This is a genomic window from Micromonospora humi (assembly GCF_900090105.1).
GTDB classification, from domain to species: Bacteria; Actinomycetota; Actinomycetes; order Mycobacteriales; family Micromonosporaceae; genus Micromonospora; species Micromonospora humi.
This window is the reverse complement of the sequence record NZ_FMDM01000004.1, coordinates 270786-292623: the sequence shown is the minus strand read 5'-3', so window position 1 is coordinate 292623 and position 21838 is coordinate 270786. Positions and strand designations below refer to the sequence as shown.

20 protein-coding genes are annotated in these 21838 nt (G+C 73.8%); 10 read left to right on the top strand and 10 right to left on the bottom strand.

The genetic code is table 11. The features are described 5' to 3' along the window. Nucleotides 1–3 precede the first annotated feature (3 nt). From GA0070213_RS09665 to deoC, 3 genes are read right to left on the bottom strand one after another with little or no spacing between them, the layout of a single operon-like run. On the bottom strand, nt 4–828 hold the full coding sequence (locus tag GA0070213_RS09665) for an aldehyde dehydrogenase family protein (RefSeq protein ID WP_091060983.1): 825 nt from the start codon (nt 826–828) through the stop codon (nt 4–6). Further along, nucleotides 821–2251 carry an aldehyde dehydrogenase family protein gene (locus GA0070213_RS09660; RefSeq protein ID WP_091060980.1) on the bottom strand — a complete coding sequence of 477 codons (1431 nt, stop codon included), beginning with the start codon at nt 2249–2251 and terminating at the stop codon, nt 821–823. Before GA0070213_RS09660 ends, GA0070213_RS09665 begins: the two co-directional genes overlap by 8 nt. Nucleotides 2252–2256: 5 nt before the next feature. Next, nucleotides 2257–3216, bottom strand: a complete 960-nt coding sequence (gene deoC / locus GA0070213_RS09655; protein ID WP_091060976.1) for a deoxyribose-phosphate aldolase — start codon at nt 3214–3216, stop codon at nt 2257–2259. Nucleotides 3217–3352: 136 nt separating this feature from the next. Between deoC and upp the strand changes: the two genes are divergently transcribed. Then, nucleotides 3353–3985 carry a uracil phosphoribosyltransferase gene (gene upp, locus GA0070213_RS09650; protein ID WP_091060972.1) on the top strand — a complete coding sequence of 211 codons (633 nt, stop codon included), beginning with the start codon at nt 3353–3355 and terminating at the stop codon, nt 3983–3985. 120 nt (nt 3986–4105) lie between these two features. After that, entirely contained in the window at nt 4106–4786 is a 681-nt protein-coding gene (locus GA0070213_RS09645) for a GOLPH3/VPS74 family protein (RefSeq protein WP_091060969.1), read from the top strand. Between the two features lie 84 nt (nt 4787–4870). Here GA0070213_RS09645 and GA0070213_RS09640 read toward each other — a convergent pair whose 3' ends face one another. Together GA0070213_RS09640 and GA0070213_RS09635 are read right to left on the bottom strand one after the other, a co-directional pair. Next, nucleotides 4871–6535 (bottom strand): phospho-sugar mutase, encoded by a 1665-nt coding sequence (locus GA0070213_RS09640; protein WP_091060965.1) that lies wholly within the window; start codon nt 6533–6535, stop codon nt 4871–4873. Between the two features lie 49 nt (nt 6536–6584). After that, entirely contained in the window at nt 6585–8606 is a 2022-nt protein-coding gene (locus GA0070213_RS09635; protein ID WP_091060962.1) for a protein kinase domain-containing protein, read from the bottom strand. 204 nt (nt 8607–8810) lie between these two features. Between GA0070213_RS09635 and GA0070213_RS09630 the strand changes: the two genes are divergently transcribed. Together GA0070213_RS09630 and GA0070213_RS09625 are read left to right on the top strand one after the other, a co-directional pair. After that, nucleotides 8811–10394: an acyl-CoA mutase large subunit family protein gene (locus GA0070213_RS09630; RefSeq protein WP_091060959.1), complete on the top strand. Its 1584-nt coding sequence runs from the start codon at nt 8811–8813 to the stop codon at nt 10392–10394. Nucleotides 10395–10876: 482 nt separating this feature from the next. Continuing rightward, nucleotides 10877–12136, top strand: coding sequence for an amidohydrolase (locus GA0070213_RS09625; RefSeq protein ID WP_091060956.1), 1260 nt, complete (start codon nt 10877–10879; stop codon nt 12134–12136). On the opposite strand, the gene GA0070213_RS09620 is transcribed toward GA0070213_RS09625, so the two are convergent. Then, nucleotides 12093–13061 carry a DUF4349 domain-containing protein gene (locus GA0070213_RS09620; protein WP_091060953.1) on the bottom strand — a complete coding sequence of 323 codons (969 nt, stop codon included), beginning with the start codon at nt 13059–13061 and terminating at the stop codon, nt 12093–12095. The genes GA0070213_RS09625 and GA0070213_RS09620 overlap by 44 nt on opposite strands. 123 nt (nt 13062–13184) lie before the next feature. Here GA0070213_RS09620 and GA0070213_RS09615 point away from each other — a divergent pair, with 123 nt between their 5' ends. The 4 genes from GA0070213_RS09615 to GA0070213_RS09600 are packed head-to-tail and all read left to right on the top strand — an operon-like array spanning nt 13185 to nt 16594. Then, nucleotides 13185–13817: an MBL fold metallo-hydrolase gene (locus tag GA0070213_RS09615; RefSeq protein ID WP_091060948.1), complete on the top strand. Its 633-nt coding sequence runs from the start codon at nt 13185–13187 to the stop codon at nt 13815–13817. Further along, nucleotides 13810–14808, top strand: a complete 999-nt coding sequence (locus tag GA0070213_RS09610) for a hypothetical protein (protein WP_091060944.1) — start codon at nt 13810–13812, stop codon at nt 14806–14808. Before GA0070213_RS09615 ends, GA0070213_RS09610 begins: the two co-directional genes overlap by 8 nt. Before the next feature lie 43 nt (nt 14809–14851). After that, a complete protein-coding gene (locus tag GA0070213_RS09605; RefSeq protein WP_091060941.1) occupies nt 14852–15592 on the top strand; it encodes an SCO6745 family protein in 741 nt (246 codons plus the stop codon). A gap of 39 nt (nt 15593–15631) precedes the next feature. Further along, entirely contained in the window at nt 15632–16594 is a 963-nt protein-coding gene (locus GA0070213_RS09600; protein ID WP_091060938.1) for a GNAT family N-acetyltransferase, read from the top strand. Between the two features lie 74 nt (nt 16595–16668). Here the strand turns inward: GA0070213_RS09600 and GA0070213_RS09595 are convergent, their stop codons facing one another. Continuing rightward, a complete protein-coding gene (locus tag GA0070213_RS09595) occupies nt 16669–17124 on the bottom strand; it encodes a gamma-glutamylcyclotransferase (RefSeq protein ID WP_091060935.1) in 456 nt (151 codons plus the stop codon). 106 nt (nt 17125–17230) lie between these two features. Between GA0070213_RS09595 and GA0070213_RS09590 the strand changes: the two genes are divergently transcribed. Continuing rightward, entirely contained in the window at nt 17231–18634 is a 1404-nt protein-coding gene (locus GA0070213_RS09590) for an NAD(P)H-quinone dehydrogenase (protein WP_091060931.1), read from the top strand. An 11-nt stretch (nt 18635–18645) separates the two neighbouring features. Here the strand turns inward: GA0070213_RS09590 and GA0070213_RS09585 are convergent, their stop codons facing one another. From GA0070213_RS09585 to GA0070213_RS09575, 3 genes are all read right to left on the bottom strand, one after another. Then, the gene (locus GA0070213_RS09585; protein WP_091060926.1) at nt 18646–19551 is read right to left on the bottom strand and encodes a PhzF family phenazine biosynthesis protein; all 906 of its coding nucleotides are present in this window, start codon (nt 19549–19551) and stop codon (nt 18646–18648) included. A gap of 25 nt (nt 19552–19576) precedes the next feature. Continuing rightward, nucleotides 19577–20218: a DUF998 domain-containing protein gene (locus GA0070213_RS09580; protein WP_091060922.1), complete on the bottom strand. Its 642-nt coding sequence runs from the start codon at nt 20216–20218 to the stop codon at nt 19577–19579. A 102-nt stretch (nt 20219–20320) separates the two neighbouring features. Further along, entirely contained in the window at nt 20321–21133 is an 813-nt protein-coding gene (locus GA0070213_RS09575) for a DedA family protein (RefSeq protein WP_342670494.1), read from the bottom strand. Between the two features lie 265 nt (nt 21134–21398). Between GA0070213_RS09575 and GA0070213_RS09570 the strand changes: the two genes are divergently transcribed. Next, complete coding sequence (locus GA0070213_RS09570; RefSeq protein WP_091060919.1) at nt 21399–21677, top strand: excalibur calcium-binding domain-containing protein; 279 nt, start codon at nt 21399–21401, stop codon at nt 21675–21677. Nucleotides 21678–21838: the final 161 nt, after the last annotated feature.

Below are 21838 nucleotides of genomic sequence, written 5' to 3'. Positions count from 1 at the left end.
GTCTCAGACGCCCTTGGGGTGCCAGACCGTCTTGGTCTCCAGGAGCGTGGTCATCCGGGCCAGGCCCGGGTCACTGCGCCAGTCGTGGTCGGCCGGGGCGGGGCGGAGCACCCGCTTGAGGTTCTCCGCGGCCTTGACCTCCAACTCCACCGCCAGCTCGGCGTCGGTCACACCGGTCAGGTCGACGGCGTTGACGTCCATGTGCGCGGCGAGCGTCGGCGCCGTCTCGGTGATCTTCCCGGTGAGGATGTTGACCACGCCGCCCGGCAGGTCGGAGGTGGCCAGCACCTCGGCCAGCGTCACCGCCGCCAGCGGCGCCGCCGGGGAGGCGGCCACCACCACGGTGTTGCCGGTGACGATCGCCGGGGCGATCACGCTGACCAGGCCGAGCAGCGCCGGGGCCTCGGGCGCCACCACGGCCACCACGCCGGTCGGCTCCGGCGCCGACAGGTTGAAGTACGGGCCGGCCACCGGGTTCGCGCCGCCGTAGACCTGCGCCAGCTTGTCGGCCCAGCCCGCGTACCAGACCCAGCGGTCGATCGCGGCGTCCACCTCGTCGGCCGGCACGCCGAGCGCCACGAACTGCTCGCGCCGGCCCTCCAGCATCTCGGCCACCCGGTAGAGGATCTGGCCCCGGTTGTAGGCGGTCGCCCCGGCCCAGCCCTTCACCGCGGCGCGGGCCGCGACGACCGCGTCCCGCGCGTCCTTGCGGGAGGCCAGCGACACGTTGGAGTCCTGCACGAGATACGACCGTCCCGACTCGCTGCGCGGGAACTTCCCGCCGATGAAGAGCTTGTACGTCTTGCGTACCGCGACCCGCTCAGACATTGAGGTACCCCTCCAGCCCGTGCCGGCCGCCCTCGCGACCGTAACCCGACTCCTTGTAGCCGCCGAACGGCGAGGTCGGGTCGAACTTGTTGAACGTGTTGGCCCAGACCACGCCGGCGCGCAGCCGGTCGGCCGTCCAGAGGATCCGGGAACCCTTGTCGGTCCAGATCCCGGCCGACAGCCCGTACGGCGTGTTGTTGGCCTTCTCGACCGCCTCGGCCGGGGTGCGGAAGGTCAGCACGGACAGCACCGGGCCGAAGATCTCCTCGCGGGCGATCCGGTGCGCCTGGGTGACCCCGGTGAAGATGGTCGGCGCGAACCAGAAGCCGCGGTCGGGCAGCTCGCACGGCGGCGACCAGCGCTGCGCGCCCTCGGCGGCGCCGACCTCGGACAGCTCGCGGATCCGCGCCAGCTGCTCGGCCGAGTTGATCGCCCCGACGTCGGTGTTCTTGTCCAGCGGGTCACCGACCCGCAGCCGGGCCATCCGCCGCTTGAGCGACTCCAGCACCTCGTCCGCGACCGACTCCTGCACCAGCAGGCGGGAACCGGCGCAGCAGACGTGCCCCTGGTTGAAGAAGATGCCGTTGACGATCCCCTCGACCGCCTGGTCGACCGGGGCGTCGTCGAAGACGATGTTGGCGGCCTTGCCGCCCAGCTCCAGCGTCAGCTTCTTGCGGGTGCCGGCGACGGCGCGGGCGATGGCCCGGCCGACCTCGGTGGAGCCGGTGAACGCGACCTTGTCCACGCCCGGGTGCTCGACCAGCGCCCGGCCGGTGTCGCCGGCGCCGGTGACGATGTTGACCACGCCGGCCGGCAGGTCGGCCTGCTGGCAGATCTCGGCGAACAGCAGCGCGGTCAGCGGGGTGGTCTCGGCCGGCTTCAGCACCACCGTGTTGCCGGCGGCGAGCGCCGGGGCGATCTTCCAGGCCAGCATGAGCAGCGGGAAGTTCCACGGGATGACCTGCGCGGCCACGCCCAGCGGGCGCGGGTTCGCGCCGAACCCGGCGTGCTCCAGCTTGTCGGCCCAGCCGGCGTAGTAGAAGAAGTGCGCGGCGACCAGCGGCAGGTCGACGTCGCGGGACTCCCGGATCGGCTTGCCGTTGTCCAGCGACTCCAGCACGGCCAGCTCGCGCGAGCGCTCCTGGACGATCCGGGCGATCCGGAACAGGTACTTCGCCCGGTCCCGGCCCGGCATCGGGCCCCAGACCTTCTCGTACGCCGTGCGCGCGGCGCGGACCGCGCGGTCCACGTCCTCGCCGCCGGCCTCGGCGATCTCGGCCAGCACCTCCTCGGAGGCCGGGTTGACCGACTTGAAGCTGCCGCCGTCGGACGGGTCGACGAACGTCCCGTCGACGAAGAGCCCGTACGAGGGCCGGATGTCGACCACCGAGCGTGACTCGGGGGCGGGTGCGTACTCGAACATCGCGTTCAGTCCAGGGTGAAGTAGTCGGGGCCGGCGTAGACGCCGGTCGTCAGCTTGGTGCGTTGCATGAGCAGGTCGTTGAGCAGGCTGGACGCGCCGAAGCGGAACCAGTCCGGGTCGAGCCAGTCGGCGCCGACGGTCTCGTTGACCATGACCAGGTACTTGATCGCGTCCTTGGTGTTCTTGATGCCGCCGGCCGGCTTCACGCCGACCTGCCGCCCGGTGGCGGCGCGGAAGTCGCGGACCGCCTCCAGCATCACCAGGGTCACCGGCAGCGTGGCCGCGACCGGGACCTTGCCGGTGGAGGTCTTGATGAAGTCCCCGCCGGCCAGCATGGCGAGCCACGAGGCGCGGCGCACGTTGTCGTAGGTGGCCAGCTCGCCGGTCTCCAGGATCACCTTGAGGTGCGCGTCCCCGCACGCCTCCTTGGTGGCCACGATCTCGTCGTGGACCTCGGAGTAGCGACCGGCCAGGAACGCGCCCCGGTTGATCACCATGTCGATCTCGTCCGCGCCCGCCGCGACGGCGGCCCGGACGTCGGCCAGCTTGATCTCCAGCGGCGCCTGCCCGGACGGGAACGCGGTCGCCACGCTGGCCAGGTGCACGCCGCTGCCGGCCAGCACCTCGGCCACGTGCGGGACCATGGCGGGATACACGCAGACCGCGCCGACGTGCGGGCAGCTCGGGTCCGCCGGGTCGGGACGCAGCGCCTTCGCGGCCAGCGCCCGTACCTTGTCCGGGGTGTCGGCCCCCTCCAGGGTGGTCAGGTCGACCATCCGGATCGCCAGGTCGATCGCCTCGGCCTTGGCCGTGGTCTTGATGGAGCGGGTGCCGAGTTGGGCCGCCCGCTGCTCCGCGCCGACCTGGTCCACGCCCGGTAGGCCGTGCAGGAAGGTCCGCAGAGCGGTCTCGGATCGTCCCAGCTCGGAGAGGTCCGACCGGGCCGACGTCGCTGTCGCCGTCATGCCCCGAATAGTACGCACCCGCGAGTCGAGTGATCTTGGTCACGGCCGAGCGGCCGGACCGGTTGCACGTGAGCGGCGTCGCTGGTCGGGCCGCACCCGGCGTGCGCCGGGCCGGGGACCGGTAGGTTGAGCGATCGTGGACGTAACCGTCATTGACCATCCGCTCGCCCAGACGCGGCTGACCGCCATGCGGGACGCCCGGACCGACTCCGCGTCGTTCCGGGCCGCGCTGCGCGAACTCACCACCATGCTGGTGTACGAGGCCGCGCGCTCCTTCCCCGTCGAGAACTACCCGATCCAGACCCCGGTCACCGCCACCGAGGGCACCCGGCTGGCCAACCCGCCGCTGCTGGTGCCGGTGCTGCGGGCCGGGCTCGGCATGGCCGACGCCGCGCTGGGCCTGGTGCCCGAGTCGTCGATGGGCTTCGTGGGCCTGGCCCGCGACGAGGAGACCTACGAGCCTCGGGCGTACATGGAGTCGCTGCCCCGCGACCTCAGCGGCCTGCCGGTGCTGGTGCTCGACCCGATGCTGGCCACCGGCGGCTCGCTGGAGCACTGCTGCCGGCTGCTCGCCGACCGGGGCTGCACCGACATCACCGTGCTCTGCGTGCTGGCCGCCCCGGTCGGCATCGAGCGGCTGGAGCGGTCCGGCCTGCCGCTGCGCCTGGTCACCGCGTCCATCGACGAGGGTCTGAACGACAAGATGTTCATCGTGCCCGGCCTGGGCGACGCCGGCGACCGCCAGTTCGGCGGCATGCCGCGCTTCTGAGACCCCGGCAAAGGGCCCGATCCGCCCGGACGGGCCCTTTGCTCGTGATCCGGGCGGCGGGGCGGGTGACCTCGGCGAGTCGATGCGCGGGGGTGCGGGGAGGCGCTAGCGTTCCGGGCCATGACTGGTGTTGCGCTCGCCGAGGAGCTGCTCCTCCTCGCGTATGACGACGAAACCGGCAAGGCCGCGATGCCGCGGATCAGCCTCGACCTGGGCATGGCCGCCGCGGTGCTGGTGGAGCTGGCCCTGGCCGGCCGGGTCGCGTACGCCGACGGCAACCTCGCGGTGGTCGACCCGGCGCCGACCGGCGAGCCGATCGCGGACGCGGTCCTCGCCAAGATCGCCGCGGACACCCCGCACACGCCGTCGTCCTGGGTGCAGCGGCTGCGGCACGGGCTGCGCGACAAGATCCTCGGCGACCTCTGCGGCCGGGGCGTGGTCCGCGACGTCGACGAGACCGAGCTGGGCTTCATCCACGTGCACCGCTACCCGGTCGCGGACGCCTCGTACGAGGCGGACATCCGGCGGCGGCTGGCCGAGGCGCTGACCAGCGGCCAACTCCCGGACGAGCGGACCGCCGCGCTGGCCACGCTGGTCGCGGTGCTGCGGATGGAACCGGCGCTCGGGCTCACCGGCGCCGCCGCCGACGAGGCCGGCGCACGCCTGGAGGAGATCGCCACCGGCGCCGGCTTCTCCGGCACGGTGAGCCTGGACGACAGCGTGGTGCGCCCCTCGGTGAGCCTGGTCATCGCCGCCCTCGCCCAGGCGGTGGACGCCGCCCTCGGCAAGCGCCCGGTGTAAGGCGGGGGCCCCGGTTAACGTTTTTGGTAGAGGAAGGGGCCCCGCCTAACACTCAGGTGTTAAGCGGGGCCCCCTGCTTACACCTCAGAGGCCGAGGGCGGCGGCGATCTCGGTGCGCAGTTCGGTGACCGCCGCGCGGGCCCGGCGCCGGGACGCGGCGACGTCGCCGCCCGTGACCGGCTCCACCACCTCCAGGTACGCCTTGAGCTTCGGCTCGGTGCCCGACGGCCGGATCACCACCCGGGCGGTGTCGGTGCGCAGGATCACCACGTCCGCGTCGGGGAGCAGGTCGGACGCCTCGGTGACCGGATGCCCCAGCAGGGTGGTCGGGGTGGCCGCCCGGATCCGCGCCATCGAGTCGGTGATCACCCGCAGGTCCGCCACCCGCACCGAGAGCTGGTCGGTGTGGTGCACGCCGAACTCGGCGGCCAGCTCGTCCAGCCGGTCGGTGAGGGTCCGGCCCTCGGCCTTGAGCCCGGCGGCCAACTCGGCGACGGCCAGCGCGGCGGTGATGCCGTCCTTGTCCCGGACGTGGCCCGGCGCGACGCAGTAGCCCAGCGCCTCCTCGTAGCCGAAGACCAGCGGCTCCCGGCCACCGCCGGCCCGGACGATCCACTTGAAGCCGGTCAGCGTCTCGTCGTAGGGCAGCCCACGCGCCTCCGTCATGGCCCGCAGCAGCGTGGACGAGACGATGGTGGTGGCGTACAGGCCGGTCACCCCGCGCCGCATCAGGTGGTCGGCGAGCAGCGCGCCCACCTCGTCGCCGCGCAGCATCCGCCAGGACCCGCCGTCGCGTACCGCCACCGCGCAGCGGTCCGCGTCCGGGTCGTTGGCGACGGCGAGGTCCGCGCCGATGCGGTCGGCGAGCGCGACCAGCAGGTCCACCGCGCCGGGCTCCTCGGGGTTGGGGAAGCTGACGGTCGGGAACGCCGGGTCCGGTTCGGCCTGTTCGGGCACCACGCCGGGCACCCCGAACCCGGCCCGGGCGAACGCGGCGGTCAGCGCCGCGGCTCCCACCCCGTGCAGCGGCGTGTACGCCACCTTCAGGTCGCGCGGCCCGGCCGGGTCCACCACCGCGGCGGCCCGGTCCACGTACGCGGCGACCAGGTCGTCGCCGAGCAGCTGGCCGGCCGGGCCGAGCGGCACCTCCGCGAGCGCGCCGACCGCCCGGATGGCGGCCTCGATGCCGGCGTCGGCCGGCGGCACGATCTGCGCCCCGGCACCCAGTTCACCGCCGAGCTGCGCGCCCAGGTAGACCTTGTAGCCGTTGTCCTGCGGCGGGTTGTGGCTGGCGGTGACCATCACCCCGGCGACCGCGCCGAGCTGCCGCACCGCGAACGCCAGGACCGGCGTGGGCAGCGGGCGGGGCAGCAGCAGCGCCGGCCGGCCGGTGCCGGTGGCCACCTGGGCGGTGCGCTCGGCGAAGGCGCGCGAGCCGCGCCGGGCGTCGTACCCGATCACCAGCGGACCCTCGCCGCCCTGGGCGGCGAGCCAGCCGACCAGCCCGGCGGCGGCCCGGGTGACCACGGCGAGGTTCATCCCGTTGGGGCCGGCGCGCAGTGGGCCACGCAGCCCGGCGGTGCCGAAGGTCAGCGGGCCGGCGAACCGGTCGGCCAGGTCGGCGGCCGTGCCGGGCAGCCCGTCGAGGACGGCGCGCAGCTCGGCCCGGTCGGCCGGGTCGGGGTCGTCGGCGAGCCAGCGCTCGGCTCGCGCACGAAGGTCGTCAAGGTCAGTGGTATCCGCCGCCATTGCCTCATGAAAGCACGGCGGCGGATCACCACCGGCCGTCGGCCTCGACTCAGTTGGCCCCTGTGAGCTGGAACGAACCGACCATCGCGTCGAAGATCGGCTTGCTCTCGGCGAAGCGCGCGTCGGTGGAGGAGAGGTAGAACGAGTAGACCTTGCCGTCCTTCACCAGCCCCCGCCAGATGCCGTGCCGCATGCCGTCCCCCTCGCCGCAGGTGTATTCGAGCTGGCCCCCGGTCTGGCCGGCGAGCGGCTGCTCGGAGACCGACAACTCGGTGTAGGGCGCGGGGCAGGTCTTGCTGTTGGCGGTCTTGCTCTTCAGGTTCCGCGAGGCGAACTCGGCCCAGCTGATCGAGGTGCCGCCCCACTTCTCCGCGATGACCCGCACCTTGCGACCCTCGTCCTCCGGGTCGACGTAGTCGACGAAGAGGCCGCCGGTCTGCCGCTGCCAACCCTTCGGCACCTGGATGGTCACGCCCTTGACGGACTGCTCCTGCATATCCACCGGCGGGGCGGCGGCCGAGTTGGACGGCAGCGTGCCCACGATCGGCGGGGGAGCGTCGTCGCCGCCGCTGGTCAGCGCGATCACGCTCACCAGCAGCACCACGGCCAGTCCGCCGGCGGCGGCGAGCTGCACCTTGCGGGGCCACGCCTTGACCCGTCCGACGAGACCCTTCGCGGTGCCGACCGCGCCGCCGCTCTGCGCCGGCGCGGTGGCCGGGGTGGTCCACGGCTGCCCGGTGCCGGGCACCGACCACTGGTTGCCGCCGTACACCGGTTGGGTGGCGTCGGCGGCACCGCCGTAGGTCGCCGGCGGGCCGGTGGGCACGCGCTGCGTGGCGTCGGAGCCGGCGCCCCGGCCGAAGCGGACCGTGGCGTCCGACGAGATGCGCGGGGTGGCCTCGGGCGCGTCCGGCCCGGACATCGCGCCGGTGGGCGTGTGCAGCGGCCCGGCCAGCGCGTCGGCGCTCGTCTCGTCGAGCGCCGCGGCGCCCGCCGCGGGCTTCGCGCCGGGGCGCTCACCGCGGCGCAGCGCGGCGAGCCGGTCGGTCAGCGACTCGCTCGGGCCGATCATCGCCCGGCCGCCGATCTGGCCGCCCGGCTTGGGCTCCGCGGCGACGGCCGGCGGCGTGGTCGGGCGCGGCACCGGCACCACGGCGTACGGGTCGGTGACCGAGTTGACCGCGGTGGCGGTGCTGGTCAGCGGGCCGGCCAGCAGCTCGCGCAGCATGGCCCTCGCGCGGTGCACGTCGAGCCGGCGGGCCGGGTCCTTCTCCAGCAGGCCCATCAGCACGCCGGTGAGCGGGCCGCTGCGCTGCGGGGTGGCGGGCGGGTCCTCGACCACGGCGTGCATGGTCTCGATCGGGTCGCCCTTGTCGAACGGGGGCCGGCCCTCGACCGCGGTGTAGAGCGTCACACCGAGCGAGAACAGGTCACTGGGCGGGCCGAACTCCTGGCCCATGGCACGCTCGGGGGAGATGAAGTGCGGCGAGCCGAGCACCATGCCGGGCGTGGTGAGCTGCACGTCGGTGGGCATCCGGGCGACGCCGAAGTCGGTCAGCACGCAGCGGCCGTCGGTGCAGATCAGCACGTTCGCCGGCTTGACGTCGCGGTGCAGCACGCTGAGGGCGTGGGCCACCTCCAGCGCGCCGAGCAGGGCGATGCCGATCTTGGCGACCGCGCGGGGCGCGACCGGCCCGTCCTCGATCACCATGTCGGCCAGGCTGCGGGCGTCCAGCAGTTCCATCACGATCCACGGCCGGCCACCCTCGGTGACCACGTCGTAGACCTGGACCACGGCCGGGTGCTGGATCGCGGCGGCGGCGCGGGCCTCGCGCAGCGTGCGTTCGTAGAGCGCGTCGCGGTCGCTGGGGGCGAGCCCCGGCGGGAGGACGACCTCCTTGACCGCCACGTCGCGGCGCAGCAGGGTGTCTGTGGCCCGCCAGACCGTGCCCATGCCACCGTTGCCCACCGGGGAGCGCAACGAGTAGCGACCACCGATGGTGGTGCCGGGCGCCGCGCGTCCAGTGGGGGGACTGGCCGGTCCACCGCTCCACGTCGGAATCTGAGTCACAGAAAAGCCACCGGGGGATATCGAGGGGGCTGGGACACAACCCCTCTATCTTGCTGGTTCCGACGCCCGATGCGAAACCCGACGCGACGGGCGTTTACCTACTCGACGGTACGTGGGCAGCTACTCACCTCCGGTCGGTCGCCCGCTTCCCGGTGTGCGGTATCCCTCACCCGCCTGGTGGCGACCGCGTCCTACCATCCGGTAATGAGCGATGCGCGGTCAAGCGAGTCGGGTTTCCCGATCAAGGGCGTCTACACGGCGGCCGACCTTCCGGCGGACCTGGATTCCCGGTTGGGCGAGCCGGGCGACTATCCGTACACCCGTGGGGTCTACCCGACGATGTACACGTCCCGTCCGTGGACCATGCGGCAGTACGCCGGCTTCGGCACCGCGAGCGAGAGCAACGCCCGCTACCACCAGCTGCTGCGCGCGGGCACGATGGGCCTCTCCGTCGCGTTCGACCTGCCCACCCAGATGGGGTACGACTCGGACGACCCGATCGCGCACGGTGAGGTCGGCAAGGTCGGCGTCGCGATCGACTCCATCGAGGACATGCGCACGCTCTTCGCCGACATCCCGCTGGACAAGGTCTCCACCTCGATGACCATCAACGCGCCGGGCTCCGTGCTGCTGCTGCTCTACCAGCTGGTGGCGGAGGAGGCCGGGGTGCCCGGGCCGGCGCTCAACGGGACCATCCAGAACGACATCCTCAAGGAGTACATCGCCCGGGGGACGTACATCTTCCCGCCGAAGCCCTCGCTGCGGCTGGTCGCCGACACCTTCGCCTACTGCCGGGCCGAGGTGCCGAAGTGGAACACCATCTCGATCTCCGGCTACCACATGGCCGAGGCCGGCGCCTCGCCCGCGCAGGAGATCGCGTTCACGCTCGCCAACGGCGTCGAGTACGTCCGGGCGGCGCTCGCGGCCGGGCTGGCCGTGGACGACTTCGCGCCCCGGCTGTCGTTCTTCTTCGTGGCCCGCACCACGCTGCTGGAGGAGGTCGCCAAGTTCCGCGCCGCGCGCCGCATCTGGGCCCGGCTGATGCGCGACGAGTTCGGCGCGAAGAACCCGAAGTCGATGATGCTGCGGTTCCACACCCAGACCGCCGGCGTGCAGCTCACCGCGCAGCAGCCCGAGGTCAACCTGGTCCGGGTGGCGGTGCAGGGCCTGGGCGCGGTGCTCGGCGGCACCCAGTCGCTGCACACCAACAGCTTCGACGAGGCGATCGCGCTGCCCACCGAGAAGGCGGCCCGGCTGGCGCTGCGCACCCAGCAGGTGCTGGCGTACGAGACGGACCTCACCGCCACGGTCGACCCGTTCGCCGGGTCGTACGTGGTGGAGGCGATGACCGACGAGCTGGAGGCCGCGATCACCGCGCTGATGGAGCGGGTCGCCGACCACGGCTCGGCGGTGGACGCGATCGAGGCCGGCTTCCAGAAGCGGGAGATCGAGCAGTCGGCGTACCGGATCGCCCAGGAGATCGACGCGGGCGAGCGGGTGGTGGTCGGGCTCAACCGGTTCCGGATCGACGAGGAGGAGCCGTACGAGCCGCTGCGGGTGGACCCGACGATCGAGGCGGCCCAGGCGGAGCGGCTGGCCAAGCTGCGCGCCGATCGGGACGGGGGCGCGGTCGAGCGGGCCCTGGCCGAGCTGCGGGCGGCGGCCGAGGGAGACGCCAACGTGCTCCGTCCGATGAAGGAGGCGCTGCGGGCGCGCGCCACGGTCGGCGAGGTGTGCGGGACGCTGCGGGCGGTGTGGGGGATCTACCGGCCGAGCGACCGGTTCTGACGCGTACGTCGGCGGCCCACGCCGGCACACCCGCCGGGTGTGCCGGCGTGGGCCGCGTCGCGTCCGGGTGTGCGATTTCGGAATACGGGTAACCCGATCGGGTGAACGGGACGGACAGCCTGTGCGGGCGATCGCCGGGCGGTCATGTCACCGTCGGGAGTCGCCCGGCAGCCGAATGTTGTCGGGCAATTGTCGGAGCGGCAGTTAATTGCCGCGACTAATGCGACAATTCGGAACGACGACTCACTATTTGGTGACCGATGAATCGGTTACGCGTTGTAGGAGGTGGGGGGCAGATGACGGCGTCCGACCACGATCTACCTGCTGTCCCGCAGATATTCGAGCACTCCCACCAGGGCATTCGTGACGCTGCGCGGTCCGACCGCTACGGGAAAGATGTTGCGCAGCGTCACCGCCGGGGGTCTAGGCTGTCTGCTGTTCTACCCGATGATCCTTCCTTCTCTAGTGATCGAGAATTCGACGTGACGAGTGCGTTGACGCTGCCTTCGGGCGGCCCGCTGGCGTCGTCCCGGCCCGAGTCGCCGACCGGTTCCCAGCCCCTGCCCTTCGAGCTCGACCATCTGCTCGCGCTGCGGGTGCCCGGCCTCATCGCGACCCGCCGTCACATCCATTCCCACCCGGAACTGTCGGGCGAGGAGTTCGAGACGGCGGCCCTGGTGCACCGCGAGCTGTCGCTCGCCGGGCTGAAGCCGCGCCTGCTGCCGAAGGGCAACGGCGTCATCTGCGACATCGACGGCCGCCCCGACGGACCGGTGGTCGCGCTCCGCGCCGACATCGACGCGCTGCCGCTGAGCGACCCGAAGGACGTGCCCTACCGCTCGACGGTGGACGGCGTCTGCCACGCCTGCGGCCACGACGTGCACACCGCGGTGATGCTGGGCGTCGGCATGCTGCTCGCCCAGCTCGCCGACCTCGGGCAGTTGGACGGCCGGGTCCGGCTGATCTTCCAGCCGGCCGAGGAGATCCTGCCCTGCGGCTCACTCGAAGTGATCGAGGCCGGCGGCCTGGACGACGTGGTGCAGATCTTCGCGCTGCACTGCGACCCGAACCTGCCGGTGGGCAAGGTCGGCCTGCGGGTCGGCCCGATCACCGCCGCGGCGGACAACGTCACCGTCCGGCTCACCGGGCCGGGCGGGCACACCGCCCGCCCGCACCTGACCGTCGACCTGGTCGACGCGCTCGGCCGGCTGGTCACCGAGGTGCCCACGCTGATCAGTCGCCGGGTACCGGCCAACAGCGGACTGCTGCTGGTCTTCGGCCACGCGTCGGCCGGCACCCGCTACAACGTCATCCCCTCCGAGGCGTCCGCGGCCGGCACGCTCCGGGTGATGGACCGGGAGACGTGGGACCAGGCGCCCAAGATCGTGGCTCAGGTGGTACGGGACGTGCTCGCCCCCACCGGTGCCACGGTGGACCTGGAATACCTGCGTGGCCGCCCGCCGGTGACCAACGACGCCGGGGCGATCGGTGTGTTCACCGCGGCCACCGCGTCGGCACTCGGCCCGGAGGGCATCGCCGAGACGCCGCAGAGCATGGGCGGCGAGGACTTCTCCTGGTATCTGGAGCACGTGCCCGGCGCGCTCGCCCGCCTCGGCGTCGGCCGGAACGGTCCCAACGTGGACCTGCACCGGGCCTCCTTCGACGTGGACGAGCGCGCCATCGAGACGGGCGTACGCCTCATGGTCCAGACCGCGCTGCGGGCACTGGCGGCGGCGCGCTGACCGGACCGCCGGGCGGCCCGAACGGCGGCCCCGGCGGGTTCGGTCCGGCCGGCGGCGGGGTCCGCCGGGGCCGCCGGCGTCGCCACCGCAGCAGCAGCCACAGCGGTACGCCGATCACCACCGCGAACGGCAGCAGCGCGCCGAGCACGGTGAGCAGCACGCGCACCGAGGTGAGGAAGACGGCCCAGCCGCCACCGAGACCACTGAGGAAGCCGAGGTCGGCACCCTCCTCGGCGGTGCTGGCGTCCCGGCCCAGGAACGTCACGGTGATGGTGGAGAGCGCGGTCAGGTCGGCCAGCCGGCGCTTGCGCGCCTCCAGCGCGGCCAGGTCCGCCTGCCGGGTGCCCACCTCGTTCTCCAGCGTGACCAACTGGTCCACGGAGCTGGCCTGGGCGAGCAGCTTGCGGGCGCTCTCCACCCGGGCCCGCTGGGTGGCGATCCGGGCGTCCAGGTCGACCACCTGCTCGGTGACGTCCTCGGTGCGGATCTCCCGGCGCTCCTGCTTGCCGTAGCCCGCCAACTGGTCGATCACGCCCGCGAACTTCTCCGCCGGCACCCGCAGGGTCAGCACCGCCCGGGCGTCGGCCGACTGGCTCGACCGCCGATCCCCGCCGACGAAGCCGCCGGCCGCGGTGACCGCCGCGGTCGCCTCCCGCGCCGCGGTGTCCACGTCGTCCACCCGGACCTGCATCGTCCCGGTGTAGATGATGGACCGCTGGTCCACCCGCAGGTCGGCGCCACCGGTCCCGCCGGGCGCCGCCTGGTCCTGGTCCCGCGCCGCGCCGGCGTCCTTGCCGCCCTCGGCGGCCGGCGCCGCCGCGTCGTTTCCACCACTGTCCCCGCCCGCGCTACAGGCCCCCACGGCCAGCACCGCGGCGAGTCCCACCGCTGCCAGGGCCGTGCCCCGGAGTCGTCGTCCGCCCATCTCCCCGCTCCGATCGTCGACGGCCCCGCAAGCCGGGGCCGATACCTCGGACGCGACGCGTTGTCGCGCCGGTTCCGGCAGACTGCGCTGAGGACGTCACGATTCGATATTCGAGGAGTCACGATGCAGCTCACCAAGTACGCCCACTCCTGTCTCCGGGTGGAGCACGACGGGGGAGTGCTCGTCGTCGACCCGGGTGTCTTCAGCGCATCGGCCGAGGCGCTGGACGGGGCGGACGCGGTGCTGATCACCCACCAGCATCCGGACCACGTGGACGTCCCGGCGCTGACCGCCGCGCTGGAGCGGCGGCCGGTGCCGGTGCACGGGCCGGCCTCGCTCGCCGAGGTGCTCGGCGACGCCGCCGAGGCGCTCGTCGCGGTCGCGCCGGGGGAGTCGTTCACCGCCGCCGGGGTGCCGGTGCGGGCGTACGGGGGCCGGCACGCCGTGATCCACCCGGATCTCCCGGTGATCCCGAACCTGGGTTACCTCCTCGACGACACGGTCTACCACCCGGGCGACGCGCTGTTCGTCCCCGACGACGCCCCTGTCGACACGCTGTTCGCCCCGATCCACGCGCCCTGGTCGAAGTTCTCCGAGGTGCTCGACTTCATCCGGGCGGTCGCGCCGCGTCGGGCGTACGCGCTGCACGACGGGTTGCTCAACGCCAACGGCTTCGGGGTGCTGGACCGGCAGTACACCGCGATGTCCAACACCGACTACCGCCGTCTGGAGCCGGGCACCCGGATCGATGCCTGACGTTCCCGTCGAGGTGGTCCGGCGGCTCTACGCCACGCCGCCGGAGAGGTTCGTCGCGGCCCGGGACGCCGCCGTCGCGCAGGCACGCGAGGCCGGCGATCCGCGTACCGCCCGGGAGATCGGCCGGCTGCGGCGGCCCACCGTCGCGGCCTGGCTGGTCAACCTGCTCGCGATCCGGCGACCCGAACTGGTCGCCGACCTGACCCGGCTCGCCGAGTCGCTCCGCGCCGCGCAACGCGACCTGCGCGGCGGCGAACTCCGGGAACTCTCCGCCCAGCGCCGCGCCGTGGTGGGCGCACTGGTCGCCGAGGTACGCCGGCTGGCCGCCGCCGAGCCGGCCGCCCCGCCGGCCGGGAAGCTGCCGCTGGGCGAGGTGGAGGCGACGCTCAACGCCGCGCTCTCCGACACCGAGGTGGCCGAGCAGGTACGCACCGGGCGGCTGCTGCGGTCCAGCCACTACGCCGGGTTCGGCGAGGTGCCCCGCCCCCAGCTCCGCCTGGTCACCGGCGGCGAGGAGACGTACCGGGTCGGCAGGCCCGGCGCACCGGGCGGGGCGGGGAGGTCCGGCGGACCGACGGAGCCGGTCGGGTCCGGCGGACCGGACGGGGTGGCGGCCGAGCGGGCCGAGGCGCGCCGGGCCCGCGACGCGCGGGCGGCGCGGGCCGAACGGGCGAAGCGGCGGCGCGCGGCCACCCGCGAGATGGCGAGGGCGCGCGCGGACCTGGACCGGGCCGAGCGGGAACTGGCCGGGGCGGACACGGCCGAGCGGGACGGCGCCGCCACGCTGGACCGGATCGAGACCGAGCTGGCCGAGTTGGAGCGTCGCCGGGCCGTGGCCGAGCAGGAGCTGAGCCGGGCCCGGCTGGCCCGCCGGGGCGCGGAACGGGCGGTCACCGCCGCCCGGCGGCGGGCCGGCGAGGTGGAGGCCGTGTTGGAGGCGCTCGACGCCGAAGAGGGGGATGCCGAGATCGGTGACGAACGGGCAGACTGAGCGCGATGAACGGCCACGGTGGACGGACGACGGTGGGTCGTCGATGACTCCGGAGCAGGTCGCCGCCGCCTGCAAACCGCTGGTGCTGGAGCTCGGGGAGGCGTTCTCCCGCTGCCCGTCGACGCTGCGCCGGGCCCGGCTGCTCGGCATCTCCGGGTGGGCCTTCTACATCACCGGTCGGGCCGGCGCGCTCGGTGACGTCCGCGCCGAGACGGTGGCGTCGGCGCTCGGCTTCATCGCCCCGGAAGCGGTCGCCGACGGCTGGGACGCCGCGGCGCGCGCGGTGCCACCGCTGGAGGTGGCCGCCGCCAACCTGGCCGAGTGCTGCCGGTGGGGCACGTCGCGGCTGGGCGACGCGCCCGGCGTGTCCCGGCTGGCCGGGCTGCTCGGCCGGGCCGTCGACGCGGCGGACGGCAGCGCCATGCCGCTCTTCGCCGCCTGGCGGGCCATGCCGATGCCCGACCCGTCCGCCGCCGCCCGCGCCGCCGTCGGCCTGCTGCTGCTGCGCGAGCACTTCGCCGGGGCCTACCTGCTGGCCGTACGGGCCTCCGGGCTGACGCCGCTGGAGGCGGTGCTGGCCGGGCCGGAGGGGGAGGCGGGCGCCGCCGCCTGCGGGTGGGCGCCGCCCTACCCGCCGGTCGGTCCGCTCGTACGGCGCCGGATCTGGGCCGAGGCCGTGACCGACCGGCTGGTGTCCCCGGCGTTCCACGCGCTCGGCGCCGCCGGTGGCGCGGAACTGGTCGACCTGCTCACCGCCGCGCGGCTGCACGCCCGGCACGGATAAATGGGAGGCGCCGACGGTCCGGCTGCCAGGATCTGCCGCGTGACGCTCCCCGCCGGTTGGACGGCCCGCCGCCCCACCCTCGACGACGTCCCCGCGATCCTGGCGGTGGTGCACGCCGCCGACACGTTCGCGGTGGGTCACCCCGACTTCGACGCGGAGGACGTCCGGGATGCGCTCACCGCGCCCTTCGTCGACCCGTCCCAGGACTCCTGGCTGGTCACCGACCCGGACGGGTCGGCGGTGGCCTGGTCGATCCTGAACAACCCGACCGGGGTGGGCCGGGAGTGGGTGGACGTGCTCGTCGACCCCGACCGCGGCGCCGAGCTGCGCGCCCCGCTGCTGGCCCGGCTGCTCGACCGGGTCGCCGAACGCGCCGCCGAGCGGGGCGTGGCCGCGCTGACCGCCCGCGCCGGCGTGTACGCGCCGGAGACGCGCTGGGCGGGCGAGCTGGTGGCGGCCGGGTTCACCCGGATCAAGCGCTACATCCGGATGAGCCGTTCCCTGGCCGACCTGCCCGCCGAGCCGGCGCCGCCGGCCGGGGTGACGGTCCGGCCGCTGCGCCCCGACGACGAGGCCGACCTGCGGCTGTTCCACCGGATCTATGACACCGCGTTCCAGGACACGCTCGATCACGAGCCGCTCGACTTCGACCGCTGGCGGGAGCTGCTCCCGTCGTACGCCAAGGTCTGGGACGAGTGGTTCGTGGCCGAGGTCGACGGCGAGCCGGCCGGTGCCCTGCAGTCCTCCGACCAGGCGGTGGAGCACGGGGCGGGCTGGGTCCGGACGCTGTCCGTGCTGCCCGCCCACCGCCGGCGGGGGGTGGGCGCGGCGCTGCTGCGCCGGGCCTTCGCGGTCTACGCGGCGAAGGGCCGCGCCCGCGCCGGGCTGGGCGTGGACCTGGCCAACCCGACCGCGCCGGTCACCCTCTACCGCTCGGTCGGGCTGGTGGAGGAGCGCTGGGTCGACGTGTACGAGCGGAGCGTGCCCGCCCCGCAGGTGTGACCCGGGCCCCCCGGATCGGGGTCGCCGAGCGGGCGGACGACCGCCCGGCGCACACTGTCGGGGTGGGAGACGCGCTACGCGGACGCCGTGCCGGTGGGGCGGGACCGCAGCTCGGTGACGTAGTCGTCCGGCGCGCCCGCCTTCTCCGCCGCGTTCGCGATCTCCGACAGGTACCACGACGTCGGCAGGCCGCCCTCGTAGCCGTCGAAGACGTAGACCCACGCCGTCACGTCCCCGTCCAGCGTCGAGACGCGGACGGTCAGCCTGCGGTAGGTCCCGGCGGTCACGCCCTCGATCTCGTCGAGCTGGGCGGCGTCGTAGGGGTGGATGTCGTAGAGCGCCACGAAGACCCGGTCGCCCGGCTCCTCGACCACGGTGCTGACCGAGCCCTCCCAGCCGATGACGTCCTCGCCGGCGAAGGTGAGTCGCCACCCCTCCAGCCAGCCGGTGCCCACCATCGGCGAATGCGGGCAGTAGGCGCGCATGCGAGCGGGGTCCAGGTTTGAGCCGTAAGCGGCGTAGAGACGCACGGCGACGACGATAGCCCGGTCGGCGGGTGGGGGAGAATACGACAGTGCGTGTCGGACGCGACGGGGAGAAGAAAGTCACTGTGAGCACAGACGGAAGGATGGCTCCGTGAGCCAGATCGTGATCATCGGCGGCGGACCGGCCGGATACGAGGCGGCGCTGGTCGCCGCCCAACTGGACGCCGATGTCACAGTGGTCGAGGCGGACGGCGCCGGCGGCGCGTGCGTGCTCTCCGACTGCGTGCCGTCCAAGACCTTCATCGCCAGCTCGGAGGTGGTCACCGGCTACCGGGACACCGAGGAGTTCGGGATCCACTCGGACGGCCTGGAGGCGGTCACGGTCGACGCCCGGGCGGTGCACGAGCGGGTCAAGCGGCTCGCGCTGGCCCAGTCCGCCGACATCCACACCAAGCTGGTCAAGGCCGGGGTGGAGTTCGTCGCCGGCACCGCGCGGCTCGGCGAGGACACGCTCGGCCACACCCACCAGGTGATCGTCACCCCGGCGGACGGCTCGCCCGCGTACCCGGTCGGGGCCTCCACCGTGCTGGTCGCCACCGGCGCTACCCCGCGCCAGCTGCCCACCGCCGTGCCCGACGGCGAGCGGATCCTGACCTGGCGTCAGGTCTACGACCTGCCCGAGCTGCCCGAACACCTGATCGTGGTCGGCTCCGGCGTCACCGGCGCCGAGTTCGCCAGCGCCTACCTGGCCATGGGCGTACGGGTCACGCTGGTCTCCAGTCGCGACCGGGTGATGCCGCACGAGGACGCCGACGCCGCGATGGCGATCGAGCGGGTGTTCCGCAACCGGGGCATGAGCATCCTCAACAACTCCCGGGCCGAGGCGGTGCGCCGGGTCGGCGACGGCGTCGAGGTGGTGCTCTCCGACGGGCGGCAGGTCTCCGGCTCGCACGCGTTGATCGCGGTCGGCTCGATCCCGAACACCGCCGACCTGGGCCTGGCCGAATACGGCGTCGAGCTGGCCCGGGGCGGCTTCGTGACGGTCGACCGGGTGTCCCGGACCAACGTGCCGGGCGTCTACGCGGCCGGCGACTGCACGGGTGTGCTGCCGCTCGCCAGCGTCGCGGCCATGCAGGGCCGGATCGCCATGTGGCACGCGCTGGGCGAGGCGGTCCGGCCGCTGCGGCTGCGTACCGTCGCGGCGAACGTCTTCACCGACCCGGAGCTGGCCACGGTCGGCGTCTCGCAGGACGAGGTGGACGCCGGCAGGACCCCGGCCCGCCAGGTGATGCTGCCGCTGTCCGGCAACGCCCGGGCGAAGATGGACGACCTGGCCGACGGCTTCGTCAAGCTGTTCTGCCGGCCGGCCAGCGGCCAGGTGATCGGCGGTGTGGTGGTGGCGCCGAAGGCCAGCGAGCTGATCCTGCCGATCACCATGGCGGTGGAGAACAACCTCACCGTCAACGAGCTGGCCCACACCATCACGATCTATCCGAGCCTGTCCGGCTCGATCACCGAGGCCGCCCGCCAGCTCATGCTGCACGAGCTGGAGTAGGACGGCCCACGTCAGAGGTACAGCTCACCGGTCGCGGCCAGGGCGCAGCGACCGGTGAGTCGGGTCCCCGCGGGCGTGACGTCGATGGTCAGGACCGAGGGGCGGCCCATCGCGCGGCCCTGGAGGAACCGCGCCCGGTCGCCGGCGAGCCCGTGCCGGTGCAGGTGGGCGGCGAGCGGACCGGCCGCGGTGCCGGTGGCCGGGTCCTCGGCGATCCCCACCGTCGGGTTGAAGAACCGGCAGTACGCGTCGTGCCCGTCGTCGGCGCGGCTGTAGACGTAGCAGCCCTCGGCCCCGGCGGCGGCCAGGACCCGCGCCAGGGTCGGCCCGTAGGGATCGGCGGCGTCGACGTCCCGCGGGGACGCCAGGGCGACGAGCAGGTGGGTGCTGCCGACGGAGCCGGTGACCGGCGGGAGCGCCGGGTCCAGCCGCAGCGGGTCGCCGCCGGTGAGCGCCTCGGCCACCTCCTGCCCCGTCACCGGCGACTCGGCCAGCTCGGCCGGCCCCTGGTCGAGCCCGATGGTGATCACGTCGTCGGTGACGTCGACGTGCACCGGCAGGGTCTGCCCACCGAGTTCCTGAACGGCGCCCGGCGAGCGGGCGGCGCCGACGGTGACCAGCCACCACCAGGCGCCCAGCGCGTTGTGGCCGGCCCCGCCCACCTCCTCGCCGCCGGCGGTGAAGCAGCGCAGCGCGTGGTCGGCCCCGGGCCGGGTGGGCCGGCGGACGAACGTGGTCTCGGAGAGGTTGAACTCGACGGCGACGGCCGCCATCTGCTCGTCGGTGAGATCGTCGGCGTCGGTGACGACCGCGAGCGGGTTGCCGGTGAGCGGGCGGTCGGCGAAGACGTCGACCACGGCGTACCGATGGGTGGTCCGACTGCCCCGCTTGCCGTCGCCTGGTCGCACCGAGTCCATCGCTTCGATCCTCCTGTGTCGACGCTCAGCGCCGCGCGGCGCCCCCGACGTTACCCACGGCTCGGACGGGAATGTCAACACCATCGGCGGCGAGCGCCAGGTGGAGGGCGACGGTGGCCAGGAGCGCGGTCTCGGTGAGGATGAGCAGGCGTTCGGCCAGGCCGATCAGGGCGCGGTCGCCGGGGTAGGCGGACCAGATCATCGCGGCGGCCAGCAGCAGGCTGGTCACGGTCAGGGCGCGCAGCCGCCGAGCGGGCGGGCCGCCCGGCCGGCGGGCGAGCAGCCAGCCGGCGACCGGTAGCGCCAGGAACGACAGCACCGAGGCGTACCGGTGCACGTAGGCCGCGGCGTCCATGGGCAGGCCGGGCTCGTTCGTGGGCACCACCGCGGCGGCCAGCAGCCCGGCCGACCAGGCCGCCAGCAGCGCGATCGACGTGCGGTCCGCGCCGGCCCGGCGCAGCGACGGCAGGAGTACGGCGGTGGCCGCCGCGAGGACCGCCATCGCGGTGTCGATGACGCCGCCCCGGTCGGAGACGGCGAAGTCGCTGACGGTCAGCGACAGGGGGCTCAGGTCGTCGTTCACCTCGAGGTGACCGATCACGGCGAGCACCGCCGCCAGGGCGATCCCGCCGAGGGCCAGCAGGCCGCTGCTCCGGGTTCCAGGCATGTGCCCAGCCTGTCGCCGGAGCCGCCCGAGACGGATCCGGGACCGCCACCCACTTCGATCCCCGGGTCGCCCCCTAGCGGGTGTCGGTGGAAATCCCGCGACTCAGTCGACCGGGGTCTCGGCTCGGTTCGACTCCTCGCCGGCCGAGCCGGGCCGCGCGCCGTCCACCGCGGCCAGCATCTGCGCCCGCAGTTGCCGGCGTCGGGCCACCCGCTCGGGATCGTTCCAGGTGGGGTCGAGCCGCTGGGCCTTCGCCCGGACGTCGCGCCAGTTCGCTCCACTGTTCATGATCGGTTCCCCTTCGCTGTGGTCTCGTGCTCGTGGCGTCGCGGTCTGCCGGGTGCCCAACCAGGTCATCGCCCAGCCGGCCGCCGCGAACCCGGCCGCGGCCACGCCGGCGATCAGCAGCAACCGCCACCCCGACTGGGTGAGGGCCGCACCGCCCAGGTGGCCGACGAGCGCGCCGTAGCCGGCCCAGCCGATCGCCGCCACCGCCTCGTAGAGCAGGAACAGGCGGTACGGGTAGCGGCTGCGGCCGGCCGAGAAGCAGGCCGCCATCCGGCCGCCGGGCACGAACCGGCACAGCAGGATCACCAGCGGTCCGGGCTCGCGCAGCCGCCGGGTGGCCCGGGCGACCGCGCGGCGGGCCCGACCCGGGGTCGTGTGCCGGGCCGCCCGGCGGGCCGGCGTGGTGCGGCCGAGCAGATAGCAGGCCAGGTCTCCGACGAAGACGCCGGCCGCGCCGACCGCGATGGTGACCGGCAGGCTGAGCCCGCCGTAGACGGTCAGCGCACCGCTGGTGATCATGATGACCTGGGTGGGCACCACCGGGACGAAGGCGTCCGCGACCAGCAGAGCCAGCAGCAGCGCGTACGCCCACGCGGGCGACGCGACGTGGGCGATGAGCTCAGCCACGGCGGTCGTCCCGCCCGCAGTTCCCGGATGGGGGCATCGACCGGGGCGGCGGATCCGTGCGTACCGGCGTACCGTTGACGGGACGCGGCACCGGAGCCGTCGGGTCCCCCGTTCCCGATGCCCGGGCCGCCGCGGGTCGTCGGCAGGTCCCGTGCCGGCGACCCGCACCCACTCTCCGCTGTCGGGCCTGCGACAGCGCGCCTCCCTGATTGCGCTTCCCGGATACGATCTTGGGCCCTAGCAGCAATCGCACACAGGAGGCTCCATGGTTTCCACCCTGCTCCGGGGTGCGCTCGCCCTGACCCTGGCGATCGGCGGCGGCGCGGCCGTCGCGGTCGGCCCGGCGGAGGCGGCGGCGAAGAAATACAAGAACTGCACCGCGCTGAACAAGACCTACAAGCACGGCGTCGGCAAGAAGGGTGCGAAGGACAAGGTGCGGGGCAGCACCAAGCCGGTCGCCAACTTCACGGTCTCCACCACCGTCTACAACAAGAACACCCACCTGGACCGGGACAAGGACGGCGTCGCCTGCGAGAAGCGCTGACCCGCCGGCCGGAAATGCGGTCGCGCCGTCCGGTCGACCGGCCGTACGGTCATCGCATGCGCAGCGCGGAGAGGACCACGACGCCGGGTGTTCCCGGCGCGCCGCACTGACGTTTCCGTCGACGAGGCCCCGGGGCGATCCGCTCCGGGGCCTCGCGGCGT